At 72.7% G+C, this 22,873-nt stretch carries 15 protein-coding genes and 1 pseudogene; 5 read left to right on the forward strand and 11 right to left on the reverse strand.

Features of this window, described 5'->3' with window-relative positions:
• Positions 1 to 129 precede the first annotated feature (129 nt).
• The 3 genes from ACIGXJ_RS30205 to thyX all read right to left on the reverse strand — a co-directional run bounded on the left by ACIGXJ_RS30205 (position 130) and on the right by thyX (position 3,821).
• Positions 130 to 1,815: a ribonuclease J gene (locus ACIGXJ_RS30205; protein WP_399651986.1), complete on the reverse strand. Its 1,686-nt coding sequence runs from the start codon at positions 1,813 to 1,815 to the stop codon at positions 130 to 132.
• Positions 1,816 to 1,969: 154 nt separating this feature from the next.
• Positions 1,970 to 2,869 carry a 4-hydroxy-tetrahydrodipicolinate synthase gene (gene dapA, locus ACIGXJ_RS30210; protein WP_399651989.1) on the reverse strand — a complete coding sequence of 300 codons (900 nt, stop codon included), beginning with the start codon at positions 2,867 to 2,869 and terminating at the stop codon, positions 1,970 to 1,972.
• A 211-nt stretch (positions 2,870 to 3,080) separates the two neighbouring features.
• Positions 3,081 to 3,821: an FAD-dependent thymidylate synthase gene (gene thyX / locus ACIGXJ_RS30215; protein WP_399651992.1), complete on the reverse strand. Its 741-nt coding sequence runs from the start codon at positions 3,819 to 3,821 to the stop codon at positions 3,081 to 3,083.
• A gap of 264 nt (positions 3,822 to 4,085) precedes the next feature.
• On the opposite strand from thyX, the gene ACIGXJ_RS30220 reads away from it, so the two are divergent.
• Positions 4,086 to 4,271: a hypothetical protein gene (locus ACIGXJ_RS30220; protein WP_399651995.1), complete on the forward strand. Its 186-nt coding sequence runs from the start codon at positions 4,086 to 4,088 to the stop codon at positions 4,269 to 4,271.
• A gap of 100 nt (positions 4,272 to 4,371) precedes the next feature.
• A complete protein-coding gene (locus ACIGXJ_RS30225; protein WP_399651998.1) occupies positions 4,372 to 4,926 on the forward strand; it encodes a hypothetical protein in 555 nt (184 codons plus the stop codon).
• A gap of 72 nt (positions 4,927 to 4,998) precedes the next feature.
• On the opposite strand, the gene ACIGXJ_RS30230 is transcribed toward ACIGXJ_RS30225, so the two are convergent.
• From ACIGXJ_RS30230 to rpsO, 5 genes are all read right to left on the reverse strand, one after another.
• Positions 4,999 to 5,451 (reverse strand): hypothetical protein, encoded by a 453-nt coding sequence (locus tag ACIGXJ_RS30230; protein ID WP_399652001.1) that lies wholly within the window; start codon positions 5,449 to 5,451, stop codon positions 4,999 to 5,001.
• An 18-nt stretch (positions 5,452 to 5,469) separates the two neighbouring features.
• Positions 5,470 to 6,222 carry a 4-hydroxy-tetrahydrodipicolinate reductase gene (gene dapB / locus ACIGXJ_RS30235; protein WP_399652005.1) on the reverse strand — a complete coding sequence of 251 codons (753 nt, stop codon included), beginning with the start codon at positions 6,220 to 6,222 and terminating at the stop codon, positions 5,470 to 5,472.
• A gap of 26 nt (positions 6,223 to 6,248) precedes the next feature.
• The gene (locus ACIGXJ_RS30240) at positions 6,249 to 7,628 is read right to left on the reverse strand and encodes a M16 family metallopeptidase (protein ID WP_399652007.1); all 1,380 of its coding nucleotides are present in this window, start codon (positions 7,626 to 7,628) and stop codon (positions 6,249 to 6,251) included.
• Positions 7,625 to 9,847: a polyribonucleotide nucleotidyltransferase gene (locus ACIGXJ_RS30245; RefSeq protein WP_399652009.1), complete on the reverse strand. Its 2,223-nt coding sequence runs from the start codon at positions 9,845 to 9,847 to the stop codon at positions 7,625 to 7,627. Before ACIGXJ_RS30245 ends, ACIGXJ_RS30240 begins: the two co-directional genes overlap by 4 nt.
• A gap of 327 nt (positions 9,848 to 10,174) precedes the next feature.
• On the reverse strand, positions 10,175 to 10,462 hold the full coding sequence (gene rpsO / locus ACIGXJ_RS30250) for a 30S ribosomal protein S15 (RefSeq protein WP_015657483.1): 288 nt from the start codon (positions 10,460 to 10,462) through the stop codon (positions 10,175 to 10,177).
• A gap of 273 nt (positions 10,463 to 10,735) precedes the next feature.
• Here rpsO and ACIGXJ_RS30255 point away from each other — a divergent pair, with 273 nt between their 5' ends.
• A complete protein-coding gene (locus ACIGXJ_RS30255; RefSeq protein ID WP_399652012.1) occupies positions 10,736 to 11,017 on the forward strand; it encodes a DUF397 domain-containing protein in 282 nt (93 codons plus the stop codon).
• Positions 11,018 to 11,180: 163 nt separating this feature from the next.
• On the opposite strand, the gene ACIGXJ_RS30260 is transcribed toward ACIGXJ_RS30255, so the two are convergent.
• Positions 11,181 to 12,707 carry a PQQ-binding-like beta-propeller repeat protein gene (locus tag ACIGXJ_RS30260; protein ID WP_399652015.1) on the reverse strand — a complete coding sequence of 509 codons (1,527 nt, stop codon included), beginning with the start codon at positions 12,705 to 12,707 and terminating at the stop codon, positions 11,181 to 11,183.
• A gap of 435 nt (positions 12,708 to 13,142) precedes the next feature.
• Between ACIGXJ_RS30260 and ACIGXJ_RS30265 the strand changes: the two are divergent.
• Both ACIGXJ_RS30265 and ACIGXJ_RS30270 read left to right on the forward strand, forming a co-directional pair.
• Positions 13,143 to 13,271: pseudogene (locus tag ACIGXJ_RS30265) on the forward strand (SCO5717 family growth-regulating ATPase); the annotation flags it as partial.
• Positions 13,272 to 13,763: 492 nt separating this feature from the next.
• Positions 13,764 to 17,186, forward strand: a complete 3,423-nt coding sequence (locus ACIGXJ_RS30270) for an AAA family ATPase (RefSeq protein WP_399652603.1) — start codon at positions 13,764 to 13,766, stop codon at positions 17,184 to 17,186.
• 75 nt (positions 17,187 to 17,261) lie between these two features.
• On the opposite strand, the gene ACIGXJ_RS30275 is transcribed toward ACIGXJ_RS30270, so the two are convergent.
• On the reverse strand, positions 17,262 to 18,209 hold the full coding sequence (locus ACIGXJ_RS30275; RefSeq protein WP_399652017.1) for a bifunctional riboflavin kinase/FAD synthetase: 948 nt from the start codon (positions 18,207 to 18,209) through the stop codon (positions 17,262 to 17,264).
• Between the two features lie 219 nt (positions 18,210 to 18,428).
• On the reverse strand, positions 18,429 to 22,802 hold the full coding sequence (locus ACIGXJ_RS30280; protein WP_399652020.1) for a hypothetical protein: 4,374 nt from the start codon (positions 22,800 to 22,802) through the stop codon (positions 18,429 to 18,431).
• Positions 22,803 to 22,873 lie beyond the last annotated feature (71 nt).

A 22,873-nucleotide genomic window follows, 5' to 3' on the forward strand; every position in this document is an offset into this window, starting at 1 on the left:
GGGGCGGGGCGCCCCGGGGGGGGGGGGGGGGCGGGGGGGGGCCCCCCCCCCCCCCCGGGGGGGGCCCCCCCCCCCCCCCCCCCCCCCCCCCCCCGCTCCTGGTTGGCTCTCCTGGCGGACCGTCAGGCGTCAGACCTCGACGACCACCGGGAGGATCATCGGCCTGCGCCGGTAGGTGTCCGAGACCCACTTGCCGAGGGTGCGGCGGACCAGTTGCTGCAGCTGGTGGGGCTCCACCACGCCGTCCTGGGCCGAGCGCTCAAGGGACTCGGTGATCTTCGGGATCACGTCGGCGAAGGCCGAGTCCTCGATGCCCGAGCCGCGGGCCTGGATGTGCGGGCCGCCGGTGATCTTGCCGGTGGAGGAGTCGATGACCACGAAGACCGAGATGATGCCCTCGTCGCCGAGGATCTTGCGGTCCTTCAGGGCCGGCTCGCCGACGTCGCCGACGGACAGGCCGTCGACGTAGACGTAACCCGCCTGGACCTTGCCGGAGATCTTGGCCTTGCCCTCGACGAGGTCGACGACGATGCCGTCCTCGGCGATGACGATGCGGTCGTGCGGGACGCCCGTCAACGCGCCCAGCTCGGCGTTGGCACGCAGGTGGCGCCATTCGCCGTGGACCGGCATCAGGTTCTTCGGGCGGCAGATGTTGTAGAAGTACAGCAGCTCGCCCGCGGAGGCGTGGCCGGAGACGTGGACCTTGGCGTTTCCCTTGTGGACGACGTTGGCGCCCCAGCGGGTCAGGCCGTTGATCACTCGGTAGACCGCGTTCTCGTTACCGGGGATCAGCGACGAGGCGAGGATGACGGTGTCGCCGTCGACGATGCGGATCTGGTGGTCGCGGTTGGCCATGCGGGACAGGGCGGCCATCGGCTCGCCCTGGGAGCCGGTGCAGACCAGGACCACCTCGTGGTCCGGGAGGTCGTCGAGCGTCCTGACGTCCACCACCAGACCCGGCGGGACCTTGAGGTAGCCGAGGTCACGGGCGATGCCCATGTTGCGGACCATGGAGCGGCCGACGAACGCGACCCGGCGGCCGTACTCGTGGGCGGCGTCCAGGATCTGCTGGATGCGGTGGACGTGGCTGGCGAAGCTCGCCACGATGATGCGCTTGCGGGCGCCGGCGAACACCTGCCGCAGGACGTTGGAGATGTCCCGCTCGTGCGGTGTGAAGCCGGGGACCTCGGCGTTCGTGGAGTCGGAGAGCAGGAGGTCGATGCCCTCCTCGCTCAGCCGGGCGAAGGCGTGCAGGTCCGTGAGGCGGTTGTCCAGCGGCAGCTGGTCCATCTTGAAGTCGCCGGTGTGCACGACCATGCCCGCGGGGGTGCGGATCGCGACGGCCAACGCGTCCGGGATGGAGTGGTTGACCGCGACGAACTCGCAGTCGAAGGGGCCGATGCGCTCGCGATGCCCCTCCGCCACCTCCAGGGTGTAGGGGCGGATGCGGTGCTCCTGGAGCTTGGCCTCGATCAGGGCGAGGGTCAGCTTGGAGCCGATCAGCGGGATGTCCGGCTTCTCGCGCAGCAGGAAGGGGACACCGCCGATGTGGTCCTCGTGGCCATGGGTGAGGACGATGCCCTCGATGTCGTCCAGGCGGTCCCGGATGGACGAGAAGTCCGGCAGGATCAGGTCGATTCCGGGCTGCTCCTCCTCGGGGAAGAGCACTCCGCAGTCGACGATCAGCAGGCGGCCGCCGTACTCGAAGACCGTCATGTTGCGGCCGATCTCGCCGAGGCCGCCGAGCGGGGTGACCCGCAGGCCGCCTTCGGCGAGCGGCGGGGGCGGGCCGAGTTCAGGGTGCGGATGACTCAAAAGACTCTCCTCACCACGCGCGCCACGTACCGGTGAGGCACGTGGCGCAGCGTGACGTTCGTGCAGTTAGCAGTTGTTGTGGGGTGCGGGCACCGGTGGCCCGCTATTCAGTTGTGAAGCCTCTGCGCGCGGTGGGGTTCCGCGAAGTCCGTTGTCAGAGCTCTACCCCGCCGGCAGCAAGATCGATCTTGAGCTGCGCCACCTCTTCCGGCGAGCACTCCACCATGGGGGCGCGCAGCGGTCCGGCGGGCAGACCCTGGAGGGCGAGCGCGGCCTTGGTGGTCATGACGCCCTGGGTGCGGAACATGCCGGTGTAGACGGGGAGCAGCTTCTGGTGGATCTCCGTGGCCTTCTGTACGTCGCCGGAGGTGTACGCCTCGACCAGGGCGCGCAGGTCCGGGGTGACGACATGGCCGACGACGGAGACGAAGCCGACCGCGCCGACGGAGAGGAGGGGCAGGTTCAGCATGTCGTCACCGGAGTACCAGGCGAGGCCGGAGCGGGCGATGGCCCAGCTGGCGCGGCCGAGGTCGCCCTTGGCGTCCTTGTTGGCGACGATCCGGGGGTGCTGGGCGAGCCGGACGAGGGTCTCGGTGTCGATCGGGACGCCGCTGCGGCCGGGGATGTCGTAGAGCATGACCGGCAGCTCGGTGGCGTCGGCGACGGCCGAGAAGTGGCGGTACAGGCCCTCCTGCGGGGGCTTGTTGTAGTACGGCGTGACGACCAGGAGGCCGTGGGCGCCGGTCTTCTCGGCGGCCTTGGCCAGCTCGATGCTGTGGTGGGTGTCGTTGGTGCCGACGCCGGCCACGATGTGGGCGCGGTCGCCGACCGCCTCCAGTACGGCTCGTACGAGGTCCGATTTCTCCGCGTCGCTGGTGGTGGGCGACTCGCCGGTGGTGCCGTTGACGATCAGGCCGTCGTTGCCTGCGTCCACCAGGTGGGTGGCGAGCCGCTGAGCGCCGTCGAGGTCGAGTGCGCCGTCCGCCGTGAAAGGCGTGACCATGGCGGTGAGGACCCGCCCGAAGGGGGTCTGCGGAGTGGAGGTCGGAGCCATGGGTTACACGCTACTCGCTGCTCATCGCGTGGTCTGCCCTCGGGGGGCGGGATACGTCATGACAAATGTGGAGCCCGGCACTGCCTGCTCGGGGGTTCAAGCAGTGCCGGGTCCGTTTGATCAGGCTAGATGAACTTCTCCAAATGCCGCAATACGGACACTTCGGGCGACTGATCCGTACATCTGTCCCCGACGGGAAAACGGGTGTGCGTCACGGGGCGACGCGGCCGTTCGCATTGAAGGCCGCGTAGGTGAGCGGCATGAGCTTCGCCCACTCGGCTTCCATCTTCTCGCCCACCATCTCGATCTCCCGCTGCGGGAAGGACGGCACCTTCGCCAGCTCGTGCTGGGTGCGCAGGCCGAGGAAGTGCATCAGCGAGCGGGCGTTGCAGGTGGCGTACATCGAGGAGAACAGGCCGACCGGGAGCACGGCACGGGCGACCTCGCGGGCGACGCCGGCGGCGAGCATCTCCTGGTAGGCCTCGTAGGCCTGGACGTAGGAGGACTCCATCGTCCGCTCGACGAGCTCCTGCTGCGCCTCGGTGCCCTCGACGAAGACGTACTTGCCGGGGCGGCCCTCCTGGACCAGCTTGCGGGAGGCGTCGGGGACGTAGAAGACCGGCTGGAGCTCCCGGTAGCGGCCGGACTCCTCGTTGTACGACCAGCCCACGCGGTGCCGCATGAACTCGCGGAAGACGAAGATCGGGGCGCTGATGAAGAAGGTCATCGAGTTGTGCTCGAAGGGGCTGCCGTGCCGGTCCCGCATCAGGTAGTTGATCAGGCCCTTGGAGCGCTCGGGGTCCTTCTGGAGCTCTTCCAGGGACTGCTCGCCGGCGGTGGACACTCGGGCGGCCCACAGCACGTCGGAGTCGGCCGCGCTGTGCTTGACCAGCTCGACGGTGACATCGCTGCGGAAGCTGGGCTTGAGGTCGTCGGCGGGGGTGTCGGTCACGGCTCGGAGGGTCCTTCCATCACTTCACTCGGGCGGCGCCCACTCTACGGGCCCCCACCGACAGCAGGGCGTTCGGTCCCGGTCCGAGACGACTTCTGGGAGTTCAGGGGTTCCGGGCACCTTTGTGGACACTCGTACGTCTGCATGAGTACGAGTGCATGAGTACGAGTGCATGAGTACGAGTGCATGAGTACGAGTGCATGAGTACAGGTGCACGCGTACGAGCGGTTCGTTCGAAGCGTCCCGAAAGGAGCCACACTCCCGATGTTCGTCAGCAATGTCGCTCCCCCTCCGCAGGAACGGGCGTCCCTCGGCCAGATAGCCGGGCGCTGGCTGCTGGGCGCCACCATCGTCGGCGCGCTGGTCGGTTCGCTGGTCGTGGGCACGCCGGCGCTGTCCACCGACCAGTCGGGCGGGGCGCAGCAGTCGCAGGCGTCGCAGCAGCGCTGACCCCGACTGACTCCATCGGACCCCCGAAGGTGGTGGGCGGGGACACGGCTCGATAGCCTCACCGGGCACAGCCCCTGAGTGGAACGAGTGAGGACCAGCCGTGCCCCTGCCCTTCCTGACGGCCGACCGTGCTTTCGAGGCAGCGGACGATGTCGCGCTGCCCTTCGACGACCGCGACCGCTGGCGGCGCCCCTACCGGCCCGGCCCCTGGCGGGTCGGCGCGGCCGCGGTGGGTCTGCTGCTGGCCTCGTACGTGCTGTTCGCGGCCGTCGTCATCGCCCTGACCGGCACGGTCGGCGGTGCCGGGGTCGTCTTCGGCATCGCCCTGCTGATCATCGCCGCGGCGCTGCGCCTGCTGCGGATGGGCGTGTGGGTGGGCGCGCGCGGACTGCGCCAGGTGGGGTTCTTCGTCACGCGGACGGTCGGCTGGGACCGGATCGTCTCGGTGCGCACGGTGCAGCAGCCGGTGCGCTGGCTGGGGCTGCCGCGCACGGTGCAGGGGCAGGCCCTGGTGCTGGAGCGCCGGGACCGGGCGGCCGCCGACGTGCCGCCGCTGCTGACCACGCACAACGCCGACTTCCTCGCCCGTTTCGAGGCGTTCGACCGGGCGGCGGACACCGTGGAGGCCTGGGCCGCGGAGTACGGGCAGGGCTGAGCCTGCCGTCGGCACCCATGCCGAAGGGGCCGGACCGCGGTGGACGCGGGCGGCCCCTTCGGCGTACGACCGTCAGACCCCGACCGGGCGGCCGTCGTGCAGGGCGATGGCGCGCTGCATGGCCTTGCGGGCGCGCGGGGTGTCTCGGGCGTCGTGGTAGGCGACGGCGAGGCGGAACCAGGTGCGCCAGTCGTCGGGGGCGGCTTCCGTCTCGGCCTTGCGGCGGGCGAAGACCTCGTCGGCGGAGTCGCGGTCGACCCGGCCGCTGGGCAGCCGCTTCAGCTCGTCGACCGGCAGGCCGCCCTCGGCGTCGAGTTCGGCGGCGAGGGCGTTGGCCCGGCGGACGAACTGGGTGTTCTTCCACAGGAACCAGATGCCGATGACCGGCAGGATCAGCACCGCCACCCCGAAGGTGACGGTGAGCAGGGTGCCGGCCTTGATGAGCAGCACGCCGCGGCTGCCGACGAGGACGAAGTAGACGACCAGGACGGCGGCCGTGACGGCGTAGGAGATCTTCGCGCGCATGGTGGTGCTGTCCTCGGGTCAGCTCAGGTCCAGGAAGTGCTCCAGGCCGAAGGTCAGGCCCGGAGTCGTCACCACCCGGCGGACGCCCAGCAGGATGCCGGGCATGAAGCTGCTGTGGTGCAGCGAGTCGTGGCGGACGGTCAGGGTCTCGCCCTCGCCGCCCAGCAGGACCTCCTGGTGGGCGAGCAGACCGCGCAGGCGGACGGAGTGGACGGGGACGCCGTCGACGTTCGCGCCGCGCGCGCCGTCCAGGGCGGTCTCCGTGGCGTCCGGCGCCGGGGCGGTGCCCGCCGCCGCGCGGGCCTCGGCGATGAGCTGGGCCGTGCGCGTGGCGGTGCCGGAGGGTGCGTCGACCTTCTTCGGGTGGTGCAGTTCGACGACCTCGACCGACTCGAAGTAGGGCGCGGCGATCTGTGCGAACTTCATCGTCAGGACGGCCCCGATGGAGAAGTTCGGCGCGATCAGCACACCCGTCTGCGGGGAGTCGGCCAGCCATCCCTTGAGCTGCGCGAGGCGCTCGTCGGTCCAGCCCGTCGTACCGACGACGGCGTGGATGCCGTGGCCGACGCAGTACTCGAGGTTGGCCATCACCGAGTCGGGCGTGGTCAGTTCGACGACGACCTGGGCGCCGGTCTCCGCGAGGGACTCCAGCTTGTCGCCGCGGCCGAGGGCGGCCACCAGCTCCATGTCCTCGGCGGCCTCGACAGCCCTTACCGCCTCGGAGCCGATCCGGCCCCTGGCACCGAGGACCGCCACGCGCAGCTTGCTCATGTTCCTGCTTCCTGATCGGTGGTGTTTCAGGCGACCGCGTCGTTCAGCCGGGCCGCCTGCTTGTCCTTCAGCGGGCCGATGACCGACAGCGAGGGCCGCTGTCCCAGGATGTCGCGGGCGACGGCACGGACGTCGTCCGGGGTCACCTCCGCTATCCGCGCGAGCATGTCGTCGACCGACATCTGCTCGCCCCAGCACAGCTCGCTCTTGCCGATGCGGTTCATCAGCGCGCCGGTGTCCTCCAGGCCGAGGACGGTGGAGCCGCGCAGCTGGCCGATGGCGCGGTCGATCTCGTCGTCGGTCAGGCCGTGCTGGGCGACGTGGTCGAGCTCGTCACGGCAGATCTTCAGCACGTCGTGCACCTGGGAGGGACGGCAGCCGGCGTAGACGCCGAACAGGCCGCAGTCGGCGAAGCCGGAGGTGTACGAGTACACGCTGTAGGCCAGGCCGCGCTTCTCGCGGACCTCCTGGAACAGCCGGGAGGACATGCCGCCGCCGAGGGCCGTGTTCAGCACGCCGAGCGCCCAGCGGCGCTCGTCGGTGCGGGCGAGGCCCGGCATGCCGAGGACGACGTGCGCCTGCTCGGTCTTGCGGGCGAGCAGTTCGACGCGGCCCGCGGTGCGGATGGTGCGCCGGCCGTCGCGCGGGGCGATGGGCTCCACGTCGAGGTTCTTGAACGCGCCCGCCTTCTCGAAGGCCGCGCGGACCTGGCGTACGACCTTGTTGTGGTCGATGTTGCCGGCGCAGGCCACGACCAGGTGCGTGGGGTCGTAGTGCTTCTTGTAGAAGCGGCGGATGCGGTCGGCGGTCAGGGCGTTGACGGTGTCGACCGTGCCGAGGACCGGGCGGCCGAGGGCGCTGTCGCCGAACATGGTGTGCGCGAACAGGTCGTGCACACAGTCGCCCGGGTCGTCCTCGGTCATGGCGATCTCTTCGAGGATCGCGCCCCGCTCGACGTTGACGTCCTCTTCGAGGATGAGGGAGCCGGTCAGCATGTCGCAGACCACGTCTATGGCGAGCGGCAGGTCGGTGTCGAGCACGCGCGCGTAGTAGCACGTGTACTCCTTGGCCGTGAACGCGTTCATCTCGCCGCCGACGGCGTCCAGGGCGGAGGAGATGTCCAGCGCGCTGCGCTTCCGGGTGCCCTTGAAGAGCAAATGCTCCAGGTAGTGCGTGGCGCCGTTCAGGGCCGGGGTCTCGTCGCGGGAGCCGACGTGGGCCCAGATGCCGAAGGTCGCGGAGCGGACCGAGGGGAGGGTCTCGGTGACGATGCGCAGGCCGCCCGGGAGGGTCGTCTTGCGCACGGTGCCGATGCCGTTGCTGCCCTTGATCAGGGTTTGGGTACGGGCGACGGCCCGCGCCTCCGAAGAGGTGCGGGCCGTCGCCTTGGAGCTCGTCGACGTCACTTGTCGGCGTCGTCCTTCTTGTCGTCGGCGGAGTCGTCCTCGCCCTCGATCACGGGGATCAGGGAGAGCTTGCCGCGGGAGTCGATCTCGGCGATCTCGACCTGGACCTTCTGGCCCACACCGAGGACGTCCTCGACGTTCTCCACGCGCTTGCCGCCGGCCAGCTTGCGGATCTGCGAGATGTGCAGAAGACCGTCCTTGCCGGGCAGCAGGGAGACGAACGCGCCGAAGGTGGTCGTCTTGACGACCGTGCCCAGGTAGCGCTCGCCGACCTCGGGCATCGTCGGGTTGGCGATGCCGTTGATCGTGGCGCGGGCGGCCTCGGCGGACGGGCCGTCGGCGGCACCGATGTAGATGGTGCCGTCGTCCTCGATCGTGATCTCGGCGCCCGTGTCCTCCTGGATCTGGTTGATCATCTTGCCCTTGGGGCCGATGACCTCACCGATCTTGTCGACCGGGATCTTCACGGTGATGATCCGCGGAGCGTTCGGGGACATCTCGTCGGGCCGGTCGATGGCCTCCATCATCACGTCGAGGATGTGGAGACGCGCGTCGCGGGCCTGCTTGAGGGCGGCGCCCAGGACGGAGGCCGGGATGCCGTCCAGCTTGGTGTCGAGCTGGAGGGCGGTCACGAACTCCTTGGTGCCGGCGACCTTGAAGTCCATGTCGCCGAAGGCGTCCTCCGCACCGAGGATGTCGGTGAGGGTGACGTAGTGCGTCTCGCCGTCGATCTCCTGGGAGATCAGACCCATGGCGATACCGGCGACGGGGGCCTTGAGCGGCACACCGGCGTTCAGCAGCGACATGGTGGAGGCGCAGACCGAGCCCATGGACGTCGAGCCGTTCGAGCTGAGCGCCTCGGACACCTGGCGGATCGCGTAGGGGAACTCCTCGCGCGTCGGCAGGACCGGCACCAGGGCGCGCTCGGCGAGGGCGCCGTGGCCGATCTCGCGGCGCTTGGGGGAGCCGACGCGGCCGGTCTCGCCGGTGGAGTACGGCGGGAAGTTGTAGTTGTGCATGTAGCGCTTGCGGGTCACCGGGGAGAGGGTGTCCAGCTGCTGCTCCATGCGGAGCATGTTCAGGGTGGTGACGCCCAGGATCTGGGTCTCGCCACGCTCGAACACCGCGGAGCCGTGGACCCGCGGGATGGCCTCGACCTCGGCGGCCAGGGTGCGGATGTCCGTCAGCCCACGGCCGTCGATGCGCTTCTTCTCCTTGATCACGCGCTCGCGGACCAGCTGCTTGGTGAGCGAGCGGTACGCGGCGGAGATCTCCTTCTCGCGGCCCTCGAACTCCGGCAGGAGCTTGGTGGCGGCGAGCTCCTTGACGCGGTCCAGCTCGGCCTCGCGCTCCTGCTTGCCGGCGATGGTGAGCGCCTGGGCGAGCTCGGAGCGGACCGCGGAGGACAGGGCCTCGAAGACGTCGTCCTTGTAGTCCAGGAAGATCGGGAACTCGGCGGTCGGCTTGGCGGCCTTCGCGGCGAGGTCGGCCTGGGCCTTGCACAGCACCTTGATGAAGGGCTTCGCGGCGTCCAGACCGGCGGCGACGACCTCCTCGGTCGGCGCCTCGGCGCCGCCCTCGACCAGCTTGATGGTCTTCTCGGTGGCCTCGGCCTCGACCATCATGATCGCGACGTCGCCGTCCTCCAGGGTGCGGCCCGCGACGACCATGTCGAAGACGGCGTCCTCGAGCTCGGTGTGCGTCGGGAAGGCCACCCACTGGCCGCGGATCAGCGCGACGCGGACGCCGCCGATCGGGCCGGAGAAGGGCAGGCCGGCCAGCTGCGTGGACGCGGAGGCGGCGTTGATCGCCACGACGTCGTACAGGTGGTCGGGGTTGAGCGCCATGATCGTGGCGACGACCTGGATCTCGTTGCGCAGGCCCTTCTTGAAGGACGGGCGCAGCGGGCGGTCGATCAGCCGGCAGGTGAGGATCGCGTCCTCGGAGGGGCGGCCCTCGCGGCGGAAGAAGCTGCCGGGGATCTTGCCGGCGGCGTACATCCGCTCCTCGACGTCCACCGTCAGGGGGAAGAAGTCGAGCTGGTCCTTGGGCTGCTTGGAGGCGGTGGTGGCCGACAGCACCATGGTGTCGTCGTCCAGGTACGCCACGGCGGAGCCGGCGGCCTGCTTGGCCAGGCGGCCCGTCTCGAAGCGGATGGTGCGGGTGCCGAAGGAGCCGTTGTCGATGACGGCCTCGGCGTAGTGGGTCTCGTTCTCCACTAGCAATTTCTCCTCGTCTTCGTCCGTTGCCTGCCCGTGTGGCAGGGGGACGATGGTGGAGAAGCGCTCCGTGCGGTGCGGGCCGGTCTTCGATCGAAGCACCCGGGGCTCGCTTCCCCCCGGGGGCCACTACCGAGGACCGGCGGCGGCTAGGTGCGCTTCTCCTCTTCTTTACGTGCTGTCGTGCTGTCGTGCTGTCGTGCTGTGCCGTACGTATTGCGTTGTGCTACCACACTACAAAGGGGCAGTGACAGTCCGCACGTTCCCGCACGTACGGCAAAGGGAGCGGTCCCGGTCTCTTCCGGGAACCGCTCCCTTCACGGCGTCTTACTTGGCGCCGGCCGCACCGCGGCGGATGCCGAGACGGTCGACCAGCGCACGGAAGCGCTGGATGTCCTTCTTGGCCAGGTACTGCAGCAGGCGGCGACGCTGACCGACCAGGATCAGCAGACCACGGCGGGAGTGGTGGTCGTGCTTGTGGGTCTTGAGGTGCTCGGTCAGGTCGGAGATCCGGCGCGACAGCATGGCGACCTGGACCTCGGGGGAGCCGGTGTCGCCCTCCTTCTGGCCGAACTCGCTGATGATCTGCTTCTTCGTAGCGGCGTCGAGCGGCACGCGTACTCCTCGTTTATGTCTGATGGGCCACCGAGTGCCCCCGGTCCACATCTCGGGGGAGCTTCCGTTACTCGGGAGGCGGGGATCCGCTGGGCGCGACCTCCAGAGCTCGGCTCCGGGGGTGCGTACACAAACGGCCGTCACCCAGAGTACCAGCAGGCGAGGGGCGCTCTCGCCCGGGTCCCGGAACCGCCCCGCACACGCGTGTGCGGCCACTAGGGTGACCTGCGGGATCACAGCGTACGTCGGGAGTCGGGAAGGGGTCGCGTCGGGATGACGGAGACGGCAGAGGAGATCAAGGCGCGCAAGGAGCGGGAGCGCGACGAGCTGTATGCGCTCGACATCTCCGGCGTCGAGTGGCAGAGCGCGCCGGGCACGGAGCAGCACGAGGAGCGCGTGGAGATCGCGTATCTCCCCGGCGGGGCCGTGGCCATGCGCTCGTCCCTCGACCCGGACACCGTGCTGCGCTACACGGAGGCGGAGTGGCGGGCCTTCGTGCTCGGCGCCCGGGACGGCGAGTTCGATCTGGAGCCGGCGCCGGGCGACGACGCCTGAGTGACGCGGGACCCAAACCGGGCGACTCCGTCTGAATGACGCGCGGACCGGCACCGGGCGACTACGCCTGAGTGACGCGCGGACGGCATCGGGTGACGACACCTGAGTGACGCGCGGACGGGGCGGGGGCATACGGGCTCCCGTCCCGTCCGGTGCCGCGGAGCTACTTCCTGCGGGGCGCGTCGGGCTCGATGCCGACGGCCAGCCAGACCCAGGCCTTGTCCTCGTCGGGGGCGCTCGCGGCCTTGGCGGCGAAGAAGACGCGGCCGTTCTGGACGATGACGTGGGCCAGTTCCGTCGAGGTGAGTGTCCACGCCTCCAAGGGCAGGTCGAAGTAGAGATACGGGGTCTCGTCCCCGGTGCGCGGGTCGAGGGCGACCAGGCCCATGGGCGTGATGTGGTCGCTGCTGTCGCGCAGCGCGAGAAGCTTTCCGCCGCTCATCCGCAGGGGGTGCAGCAGGGCGTTGCGGCCCGACTCGAACTTCTGCATCGTGCGGCCGGTCTTCAGGTCGAAGCCGACGATCCAGTTGTAGTTGTGGATGGTGTCGCCCTGCTCGGCGGTGGTCAGGAAGACCTGTCCGGCGCCGACGGTGACGGTCGGGCAGTCGTCGGCGGCCAGCAGGTCGGTCTCGTCGGCGCATTCGGCGACGTAGGCGTCCTTGCCCAGCGGGATGGCGCTGCGGTTCTTGCCGTGCTCGTCCAGGGCGAGAATGTCCGTGATGCCGATGTCCGCGGCGGAGACCGCGAGGACGGCGGGCCTGCTGGAGATCACCCGCACGTCGTGGATGCCGGCCTCCAGGGCGTACGTCCATCTCGTCGCGCCCGTGCCTGGGTCGACCTCGCGCACCTTGTAGGTGATGCCGTCGTACGACCCACCGGTCCAGCACTGCAGGCGCAGCACCAGGGTGGGGCCGCCGGCGGCGCCGTGGTGCTCGCACTTGTCGGCGGGGTCGGACTCGACGCGCCAGCGCTGCTCGCCGGTGTCCATGGCGTAGGCGTCGGTGCCGCCGCCCCAGGTGACTGCCACGACGCCGTGGGCGAGGGCGACGCCCGGGGTGTCCTGGCCGCCCGGGCTCTCCGGGGTGCCCTTGCCGGTGCCGAGCTTCGAGGCGGGGAACTCGGCCTGCCACACCTTCTTGCCGTCGTCGAGGTCGACGAAGGCGACCTGGTCGCACAGCGCGTCCGCGTCCTCGCCCGAGCGGAACAGCACGGCCGTACGGTTCTCGCCGGTGACAGCGCGCGTGACGCCGCAGAGGGGGCCGTCCAGGCGCAGCTCCCACACCTCGTCGCCGACGGCCACGTCCTCGCCGATCCGGAAGCCGACCAGGGTGCGGTTGATGCCCTTGGCGAAGATCTCGTCCGTGGCCCAGGTACCCGGCATCTCATGGCGTTCGCCCGGGGCCATGTCGTCGGCGGAGAAGCGGAAGCCCATGACGCCGCGTTGGTTCGCGGGCTGCTTCTCCACCGTCTCGCGCACGTCGAGCCGGCCCCCGCCGGCGGCGGCCGGTGCCTTGCGGTCGTCGTGGCCCGTGTCGTCACCGGTGCCCCAGACGAGCCAGCCGCCCGCGCCGAGGGCCGCGGCCAGGACGACCGCGAGGCCGCCACCGAGTACGCGCTTCCTTCTGCGCTTCTTCTGCTCCGCGGACAGCGCGGACTGGGTGTACATGGAAGGGGGCGGGCCGAAGCTCACGCGAAGAGGTCCTTGTCTGTGGGTGGTTGGGGGGGTGGGCGGCGATGATCAGCTGTCTACTATGCCCGTCGCCGTACGGGGCGGCCGAGGCGGGTTGGGCGGGTTGGGCGGCTGGTGGCGCCCGCGGTGACCCTGGTCCGTCCGTCGGGGACGGGTCGGGGCTGAGTCCGGGTCAGGTCGGGGGGTGAGGGCCGCGTCGGCGGGCAGGCTGTGACGCAGGGGGCAGATGCTCAGGAGGACGGGCCTGCCGGGTTGACGTACACGGTGACTAGGCTGGGACCGGGCGTGGCGCCAGGCCCGTGGACCGGGCGTCGGCGTCCCAGGGGGAGAGCCGGTGGATCGGACGACCTCGGAAACGACCTCGAACGACATCGGAAGACGAGACATGGTCGCCCCGGCACTGCATGCGGGTGTCCGACCACACCAGGAGGAACTGTGAGCAGCGATCGGGACGGGATCCGCGGGGGCTGGGCGACGCCCGGCGACGACCAGCCCGACGCGGAGTCCGCCGTCGAGACGACGGGCGAGTTCACCATCGACTACGCGCCGCCCGCCTGGTACACGCAGAACGCGTCGGGGGGTTCGGCGCAGCCGGGGGGTCCTGGGGGCTCGGGAGGGTCTGAAGGCTCGGGAGGGTCTGGGACTTCGGCCGCTGCGCAGGGCTCTGCGGGTTCTGGGGCTTCGGCTTCTTCGGCTTCTTCGGCTTCTTCGCCCACTTCGGCCACTTCGGCTGCTGCGGAGGCATCGGCGGATGCGGCTCGGCAGGTTGCCGGGGCGGGGACTGACGGTGGTTCAGGTGCCGGTGGCGGTACGGGTTCCGAGGCCGGGGTCGTGTCGGGGGGCGGTGCCGGGGCGGGGTCCGGGTTCGGGGCTGCTTCGGTTCCTCCTGGGGCGCCCTTCACTCCGCCTGCCCCTGCCCCTGCCCCTGCTCCCGGCGCTCCCTTCACGCCTCCGGCTCCCGCTCCGGGAGTGTCCTTCACTCCGCCCGCACCGGCGCCCTTCACTCCGCCCGCGGCTCCCGTGACGCCTCCGCCGCCGACCGGGAGCCCGATCGCCGTGCCCAAACTGCCGGTGGGGAGCGGGTTCGAGCCGCAGCGGCCGCAGCAGGACGTTCCGGAGGCGCCCGAAGGGGAGGCCGCATCCCCGAGTGCGCTGCCGAGCTTCGCCGTGAGCGGGCTTCCCGCGCGCGCCGAGAGCACCGAGGGGGTCGAGGAGCCCAAGGAGAGCGAGTCCGGGGAGGCGGACACCGGTGACCTGGAGAGTGGCGCCACCATGCGCTTCTCGGCCGTTGCCCTGAAGCGGGAGATCGCTGAGCGCGCGGCGGAGGCCCGGAGCGAGGGTCAGGCCGACTCCGAGACCGGGCCCGAGCCTGAGGCTGAGCCTGAGCCCGAGTCGGCGAACGAGCCGCAGAGCGAGAGCGAGCAGGACGACAACGCCTCGGACCGGAATGCGGACCGGGATGCGGACGGGGATGAGGACCGTGTGGAGGAGCAGGTGGAGTCCGCCGCCTCGCCCGACACGGACTCCGCTTCCGAGACCGACTCCGCTTTCGATTCAGACTTCGACGCGGACTCCGACTCCGACGCGGGCTCCGACTCCGAGTTCGTCTCCGGCTCCGGCTCCGTCTCCGTCTCCGGCTCCGGCTCCGGCTCCGGCTCCGGCTCCGGCTCCGAGGACGCTGCCGAGCCGGTGGGCGCCGATGAGGAGTCCGCCGCAGAGGACGATGCCGTTCCGGCTGAGATCGAGGACGCTGTACCGGCCGAGGCCGTGACACCGGACGCCGAGCCTGGGGAGGCCGAACCCCTGAGTGCCGCCGTCGACGCTGCCGAGGACGCCGAGGAGGCCGCGCCTTCCGACGCGGAGCCGGAGCCCTCGGACGCGGTCCCGGCGGACGCCGCACCGCAGGACGCCGCATCGCGGGACGCCGCACCGCAGGACGCCGTGCCGCAGGACGCCGCACCGCAGGACGCCGTGCCGCAGGACGCCGCACCGCAGGACGCCGTGCCGCAGGACGCCGAGCCGCAGGACGCCGTGCCGCAGGACGCCGTGCCCGCCATCCCCGCCGATGTCCCCGGCATCAGGCCGCCCGAGTGGGCTCCCGCGGCGACGGAGGAGAAGGCGACGGCGACGCCGGTAACTCCTGCGCCGTACCAGCCCTCCGCGCCCGCCCCGGCCGCTCAGTGGCCCGCCCGGCCGCAGGCACAGCCCGCCGTGCCGCCGGTGCCCGGCCAGTCCCAGCCGACCGCCGCCGCGTCCGCTGCCCCGCAGAACCCGCCCGCCGTGCCCGCGCAGCAGCCGCCGTTCCAGCCGGAGGCTCCGCAGCCCGCACCCGCCGCCTGGCACCAGCCGGCCCCGCCCAACGCGCCCCAGCCCGGCTACGGCTTCCCGCAGCCGCCCGCGCCCAACCCGCAGAGCGGCTACGGCTTCCCGCAGCCGCCCGCGCCCAACGCCCAGCAGGGATACGGCTTCCCGCAGCCCGGCGCCCCGGCGCCCGAGACCCAGCAGCCGGCCCCTCAGGCACCCGCGCAGCCCACACCCCCCGCCCCGACCGCCCCTGTCGCCCCGCAGCCCGGCTACGGCTTCCCGCAGCCCGGCACACCTGCGCCCAACCCCACGGCCCAGCCCGGCGGTTACGGCATCCCGCAGGCACAGGCCCAGGCCCCGGCGGCCACCCCGCAGCAGCCGCAGACCCCGGCCCCGGCGGCCACCCCGCAGCCCGGCTACGGCTTCCCGCAGCCCGGCACACCTGCGCCCAACCCCACGGCCCAGCCCGGCGGTTACGGCTTCCCGCAGGCACAGGCCCAGGCCCCGGTGGCCACCCCGCAGCAGCCGCAGACCCCGGCCCCGGCGGGCACCCCGCAGCAGGCTCAGGCACCGCACCAGCCGCACGCGCCCCAGGCCCAGCAGCCCGAACAGCCGCGGCCCGAACAGCCGCAGCCGGGACAGCCTCAGTCGCCGCACCCCGGGCAGTCTCAGCCGCCCCAGCCCTACGCCCCGCAGGCCGCCCAGCCCTACGCCCCGCAGGCCGCCCAGCCCCTCCCCCACCAGCAGCCCGCTCCCGAGCAGGGCCCGCACGGCCAGTACCCGCAGCAGCAGCCGCAGCAGTCCCAGCCCCCGGTCGACCCCCGGGCCGGTGCCGCCTGGCCGCAGCCGATGCAGCACGACCAGCGGCAGCCGACCAACCCGGGGGTGGCGCCGCTGGGTTACACGGCGGCGGTGGAGCTGTCCTCGGACCGGCTGCTCAACAACAAGAAGCAGAAGGCGAAGAGCGGCCGCCCGGCCGCAGCGCCCTCGCGGTTCAAGATCGGCGGCAAGAAGGAGGAGGCCGAGCGGCAGCGCAAGCTGCAGCTGATCCGTACGCCGGTGCTGTCCTGCTACCGGATCGCGGTCATCAGCCTCAAGGGCGGTGTCGGCAAGACGACGACCACCACCGCGCTCGGCGCCACGCTGGCCAGCGAGCGGCAGGACAAGATCCTGGCGATCGACGCCAACCCGGACGCCGGTACGCTCGGGCGCCGTGTGCGGCGGGAGACCGGGGCGACGATCCGCGACCTCGTGCAGGCGATCCCGTACCTGAACTCGTACATGGACATCAGGCGGTTCACCTCCCAGGCGCCCTCCGGGCTGGAGATCATCGCCAACGACGTCGACCCGGCCGTGTCGACGACGTTCAACGACGAGGACTACCGCCGCGCGATCGACGTGCTGGGCAAGCAGTACCCGATCATCCTCACCGACTCGGGCACCGGTCTGCTCTACAGCGCGATGCGCGGTGTGCTGGACCTCGCCGACCAGCTCATCATCATCTCGACGCCGTCCGTGGACGGTGCCTCCAGCGCGAGCACCACGCTGGACTGGCTGTCCGCGCACGGGTACGCCGACCTGGTCTCCCGGTCCATCACGGTCATCTCCGGGGTCCGTGAGACGGGCAAGATGATCAAGGTCGAGGACATCGTGGCGCACTTCGAGACGCGGTGCCGCGGGGTCATCGTCGTGCCGTTCGACGAGCATCTGGCCGCGGGTGCCGAGGTCGACCTGGACATGATGCGGCCGAAGGTGCGGGAGTCGTACTTCAACCTCGCCGCGATGGTCGCCGAGGACTTCGTACGGCACCAGCAGTCGCACGGTCTGTGGACCAGTGACGGCAACCCGCCACCGGTCGCCGCCCCGCCGCTGCCCGGTCAGCCGGTACCGGGACAGCCCGGGCCCGGGCAGCCGTATCCGCAGCAGCAGCCCTACCCGCCGCAGCAGGCCCAGACCCCGCAACAGGCCCAGGCCCCGCAGCCGGGGCAGCCGTATCCGGGGCAGCCCTACCCGGGCCAGCCGTACCCGGGCCAGCAGCCGCAGGCCCCCCAGCCCGGGCAGCCGTACGCCCAGCCGCAGCAGCCCGGCCAGCCGGGACAGCCGTACCCGCCGCAGCAGCCCGGCCAGCCGGGACAGCCGTATCCGCCGCAGCCGGGGCAGGCGACCCAGCAGTAGCCCGGTCGGTGAACGCGAAGGGCGGCCGGTGCCCCGCAAAGGCACCGGCCGCCCTTCGGCGTCGTACGGGAGCCACTACTCCGCGGCGGCGATCAGCTCCCGGCACTTCTTCACATCGGCCGCCATCTGCTCGAGCAGCCCCTCCAGCGAGTCGAACTTGGCCTGGCCGCGCACGAAGGCGAGGAAGTCGACGGCGACATGGAGGCCGTACAGGTCGAGGCCCACGCGGTCGATGGCGTACGCCTCGACGGTGCGCTCGGTGCCGTCGAACTGCGGGTTGGTGCCGACGGAGATCGCGGCCGGCATGACCTCGCCCTGGGCGTGCAGCCAGCCGGCGTAGACGCCGTCGGCGGGGATGGCGGTGTGCGGGAGGGTCTCGACGTTGGCCGTGGGGAAGCCGAGCTCGCGGCCGCGCTGGGCGCCGCGCACGACGACGCCCTCGACGCGGTGCGGGCGGCCGAGGATCTCGGCGGCGCCCTCGACGTCGCCCTCGGCGACCAGGCGGCGGGTCAGGGTCGAGGAGAACGGCTCGCCGCCGCCCGCCGAGCCGCTGACGTACAGGTCGACGACCTCGACGTCGAAGTCGTAGGTCTCGCCCTGCTCGGCGAGGAAGGCGACGTCACCGGCGGCCTTGTGGCCGAAGCGGAAGTTGGGGCCCTCGACGACGGCCTTGGCGTGCAGCTTGTCGACGAGCACCTTGGCGACGAAGTCGGCGGGCGACAGCTTGGAGAACTCGGTGGTGAAGGGCAGGATCAGCACCGCGTCCAGACCCAGTTCGGCACACAGCTCGGCGCGTCGGTGGTGCGGGGCCAGCAGCGGCGGATGGCTGCCGGGACGGACGACCTCGCTGGGGTGCGGGTCGAAGGTGACGAGGACGCTGGGCAGGCCCAGCTCGCGCGCGCGGTCCACGGCGTGCTTGATGATCAGTTGGTGACCGCGGTGGACTCCGTCGTAGGAGCCGATGGTGACGACGCTGCGCCCCCAGTCCTGGGGGATGTCCTCCAAGCCACGCCAGCGCTGCACTGTGACCGCTCCTCGAACCCGTGTCTGACTCATTACGGCTGCCTCTTATGCAGGTCTAAGGGTGCCATGCCGGGTGGCCGGTGCCTTCATCGGCGTCGGTGCTGTGACGGTTCGCACGTGGTGGCACGTGACGGCACGGTGTCGGGCAGGGGATCGCCACGGGAGGGCACGGGCTCGGCAGCGGATCGACACGGGATCGGCAGCGGATCGGCAAGGGAGTCATACGGGTACGACCGCGTCCGCGAGGTTGCCGATCATGCGGCGGGTGCTGGGGCCGACCATCGCGGACCACTCCTGCGGGGCGTCGGCCAGCCAGCAGGCGACCTGGGCGGCGAAGCCGGGCAGATGACGGCCGAGGTCGACCAGGGCGCGGTCGTAGCGAGTGGCGCCCTCGGGCGTGCGGACGAGCAGCAGGCCGACGCGGTGGACGAGGTCGCGCAGGCCGTCGCCGCCGTACGCGGCCGCGGCGCGCAGCAGGGCGTCCAGGACGGCCGGGTCGCGTTCGCGCTGGAGCAGGAACTCGCGCAGTTCGGTGCGCAGCGGGCCGGGGGCGGCGATCACCCCGGCGAGAGCCGCCCTCACGGGTTCGGGGCCGCCGTCCAGCAGCCCGGTGAGCAGCGGCAGCAGTACGGCCCGGGCCTCGGTGCCCTGGTCCAGGCGCCGGTCGGTGTACGTGGCGAGGTCCCCGGCGGTCTGGGGGTGCCGCTCGACGATCTCCCGCATCAGCGCGGCGACCCGTCGGGCCGGCCCGGGGGTGGTGACGTCGGCGAGCGCGCGCAGGGCCTCGCCGACCTCCGGCAGCGGGCAACGCTCCGTGAGACGCGCCCGGAAGGCGTCCAGGACCGGTAGCGGGTGGGTGTCGAGCGCGGCGAGCAGGGCGTGGGGCGGGAGGTGGGGGTCGCCCTCGGCGAAGCGGCGCAGCGCCCCGGTGAGGTGGCGGGCGCGGGTGCGGGGGTCGCGGACGAGGATGCCGAGGGCGCCGCCGTGCAGGGTGCGGTCGGTGGGGCGGGCGAGCAGGGCGAGGGCGGCGTAGCGGAGCAGCTCGCGGTCGGCGTCGGTGCGGACGTGCGGGGCGGCGCGCAGGCCGTAGGTGACGGCCGCGACCCGGCGGGCGGGCCGTTCGTCGTGCGCCCACCGGTCCACGGCCCGGCACAGCGCCGACGGCTCGTCCTCGGCCAGGACGCCGAGCAGTTCGTCGCCGCGCCGGTGCGCGCTGTCGACGAGCGCCTCGGTGAGGTCGTCCAGGGCGCGGTGCCGATGGGTGTGCAGCAGCGCCTGCGCGGCCGTCGCGACGGTGGCGTGCGGGGTCGCGGGAAGCGGCCGCTCGTCGTCGAACCAGCGGGTGAGCTGCGGTTGTACGGCGGTGGCGTCGGCGGCGAGCAGTCTGGCCGCGGCATCCAGGTACCGGTCGCCTCCGCGCTCCGCCTGGTCGGTCTCGTGCGGGGCGGGGTCGGCGAGGACGAGGCGGCGCAGGAGGTCGAAGCGGTCGGTGGGGCTCAGCGCCACGCCGGTCCAGAAGCCCGGTCCGAACTCCCCCGGCACGGGGCGCCCTTGCCGCCGCCAGTCCACGATCGTGTCGGCGAGCAGCCGCAGCACCGGGGTGTACGGCGTGGCGTCCGGCACCCTCAGCAGCACCTCGGTGATCAGCCGGGCGGCCCACCAGGAGTGCGGGTCGGCGTCCAGGGCGTGCGCCGACTCGGCGAGCGTTCCGGCAAGCCGGCCGGCGCCCTGCTGGCGGGCGAGCAGCAGCATGGCCTCCACCACCGGGCCGATGCGGTGGTGCGGGACGGGGACGGGGTGGCCGGTGTCCGGGGTGACGGGCCGGTGGACCAGGGCGCGCATCGCCTCGTCGAGGTCGAGGTGCATGCCCTGGATCCAGTCGGCGAGCTCCTCGTGGGCGAAGCGGTAGCCGGTGCCGGCCGGGACGAGGAGGCCCTCGGTGAGGACGGCGGAGGCCCAGCCGGTGCCGCCGCCGAGCCGGGCGGGGGCGGGGCCCCAGGGGAACACCGCCTCGAACGACTCCCGGTCCAGCTCGCCCTGGCCGGGGCCGAGGCTGCGCCGGGCCGCCTCGTGCACCTGGCCGGAGACGCGGGCGGCCAGGCGGCGTACGGCGGTGCCGCGCAGGCCGTTGTCCACGGCCAGGCGGACGGCGACGCGCAGGCACATCAGGTCCAGCCAGGCGGCGAGGACGTCGTCGCGGGTGAGGCGGGGCGCGGGGGTGTCGGGCAGTGCCGCGCGCACCTCGGACAGCAGGCGCAGGGTGAGGGGGTGCCCGGCGTCGGTCTCCGCGAGCACGCCTTCGGGGATGCCGTAGCGGGCGCGGGCCCGGCGGGCCTCCTCACGGGTGAGGTCGCCCAGCAGCGCACAGGGTGGGAGCCGCCTGGGACCCCCGCCCCCGCCCGCCCCGTCTCCCTGGAGCCCGGCGGCCCCGTGCAGCAGCTCGCGCGGGAACTCCGCCCCCGCCGCCTCCCAGTACTCCGCCCGGCACGCCACCACCAGCCGCGCCCCGGTCGCGCGCAGCCACTCGGTGGTGCCCCGGGTCCACTCGGGGAGGCGGTGGGCCAGGACGGGCGGCATCTCCTCCGGGCCGTCGAGCAGCAGGAGCAGCGGACGGCCGGCGAGGCGTGCGACCCGGGCCAGGCGCTCGGGCGTGACGTCGCCCGGGCCGGCGGGGAGGGCGGCACCCGAGGCGTGCAGGATCCGCGCGGCCCGGGTCAGCGCCCGCCGAGCAGCATCGGCGACCGACACGTCGGAGTCCCTCAGATCGGCACCGCGCAGCCACAGCGTGGGAGCGGGCTCGGCGCCGCGGTGCCGACGCGCGGCAAGCGCCGCGAGCTCGGTCGTACGACCGCTGCCCGGCGCCCCGACGAGGCCCAGCACCACGGCGGGGCCCCGGGCGAACACGCCCCCACGAGACGCGTGCTCCCCCGAACCCCGCGCACCGGGCGTACCACTGTCGCCGCGGGAGAACACCACGGACTCCGCTCCAGCGCCCGCGCTCTCCCCCGACTCACCTGCGCCGAACCCGCGGTCCTCGGCCCGGGAGCACCCGCCGGACTCCGCCGCGACACCCACCCGCCCCTCCGACTCCGCCACGACACCCACCGGTCCATCCGACCCCGTGGCGACACCCACCCGCCCCTCCGACCCCGGCGCGAGGCAAGCCCCTCCCTCCACCCCTGCCGCGAAGCCCGCCCGTTCCCCCGGCTCCCCCGCGACGCCCGCCCGTTCCCCCGGCTCCCCCGCGACGCCCGCCCGTTCCCCCGGCTCCCCCGCGACGCCCGCCCGTCCCTCCGGCTCCCCCGCACCGAACACGTCCCCACCGGCCCGGGCGGCGCCTGCGAACCCGCCGCCGCCCGCCGCAGGGTGCCCCGGCTCCGTCGCGCCGGGTCCCCCTTGAACAGCGACACACGCGGCGAACCCTGCCGTCTCGGCACGCCCCGCCGGTCCCTCCGCACCAGGGCCGCCCCCAGCGCCGCCCCCAGCGTCACCCCGCGTCGCCGCCGCGCATCCACCCGGCCCCGCCGCTCCAGGTCCACCCTCGCCGGCCCGGGCCGCCCCCGCGGACTCCGCCGCCGCGTCGGCCCCCTCCGCCGGCTCCGCGTCCCCCGATCCCCCGTCGGCACGCTCGCCCGCAGCCGCCTCCGCCCCGGCACAAGCTCCCTCACCGGCCCCGGCGAAGGCGTCCAACTCCCTCGCGACGGCCTTCCGTTCCACCGGCCGCGCCCCGTCCGGGCCGACGTCGTCGGCGCGGCCGACCAGGCCCCCGAGCGCACCGGGTGGGCCGTCGCAGCCGATCGAGGTGGCGGTGAGTTCGAGGACGCCCGCGAGGTTGAGGTCGGTGCCGTAGGCCGGGACGGTGGCCGCGTTGCGGGTGAGGAGGTCGGCGAGGGGGCCGTCGGGGGCCGGACGCAGGGGGACGGCGAAGCCGGCCTCGCGGGGGCCGCACCGCAGGGCCGTGCCCAGGACGGCGACGACCGCGCCGGTCGCCGCGTCGAGGACGGGTCCGCCGGCCGCTCCGCCGCCCAGGCGCAGGGCGTCACGCCCGGCCGTGCCGATGGCCAGCTCCAGAGCGCCGAGGGCGTGGAAGCGGTCGGTGGCCGTGTACGTCACGGACGTGGGGCCGAGGACGCGTGCCTCGCGCCAGCATCCCGCGGCCAGTCGCACATACGTGCCCGGGCCGACCCCGTCCCGGGCGGTCACGGGCAGCGGGTCCGCGTCGAGGCCGTCGGTGCGGACGAGAGCCAGGTCCAGGGCGGGCAGCGGGGTCACGGCGCCGGCGTCCACGACGCGGGAGCCGCCCCCGGCGGTCCGCAGCACCAGCCGGGGCAGGCCGTCCACGGCCTCGTGGCTGGTGATCAGGGTGCCGTGGTGGTCGGCGAGGAAGCCCAGCCCGCGCGGCCGCCCGGCGAGGTCGTACACCTGGACGAGGACGTCGTCGCGGGCGGTGCCGGGAGGTGGGGGCGCCTGTCCGGCGCCGAAAGCGCAGCGCGTCCACGGGCCGGCCTGGACGGGCCCGGTGCCGGTGTCCGCCGGCGGTCCCGCCGCGTCCCTCCGGTGGTCGTCGTCCGCCCGCGGGCCCCCTGCCGCCATGGTCGAACCTCCCCGCCTCGCGCACATGCCCGGGGCCGGTCCTCCGGTTCACGCGTGTGTCGCGAGGTCCT

It is taken from the genome of Streptomyces sp. NPDC053367 (assembly GCF_044545925.1).
In the GTDB taxonomy this organism is placed as follows: Bacteria; Actinomycetota; Actinomycetes; order Streptomycetales; family Streptomycetaceae; genus Streptomyces.

Coding starts and splice junctions, on each gene's coding strand:
- dapA (WP_399651989.1), bottom strand. CDS start 2,869: ATGGCTCCGACCTCCACTCCGCAGACCCCCTTCGGGCGGGTCCTCACC.
- ACIGXJ_RS30255 (WP_399652012.1), top strand. CDS start 10,736: ATGACGGAGACGGCAGAGGAGATCAAGGCGCGCAAGGAGCGGGAGCGC.
- ACIGXJ_RS30220 (WP_399651995.1), top strand. CDS start 4,086: ATGTTCGTCAGCAATGTCGCTCCCCCTCCGCAGGAACGGGCGTCCCTC.
- ACIGXJ_RS30230 (WP_399652001.1), bottom strand. CDS start 5,451: ATGCGCGCGAAGATCTCCTACGCCGTCACGGCCGCCGTCCTGGTCGTC.
- ACIGXJ_RS30280 (WP_399652020.1), bottom strand. CDS start 22,802: ATGGCGGCAGGGGGCCCGCGGGCGGACGACGACCACCGGAGGGACGCG.
- dapB (WP_399652005.1), bottom strand. CDS start 6,222: ATGAGCAAGCTGCGCGTGGCGGTCCTCGGTGCCAGGGGCCGGATCGGC.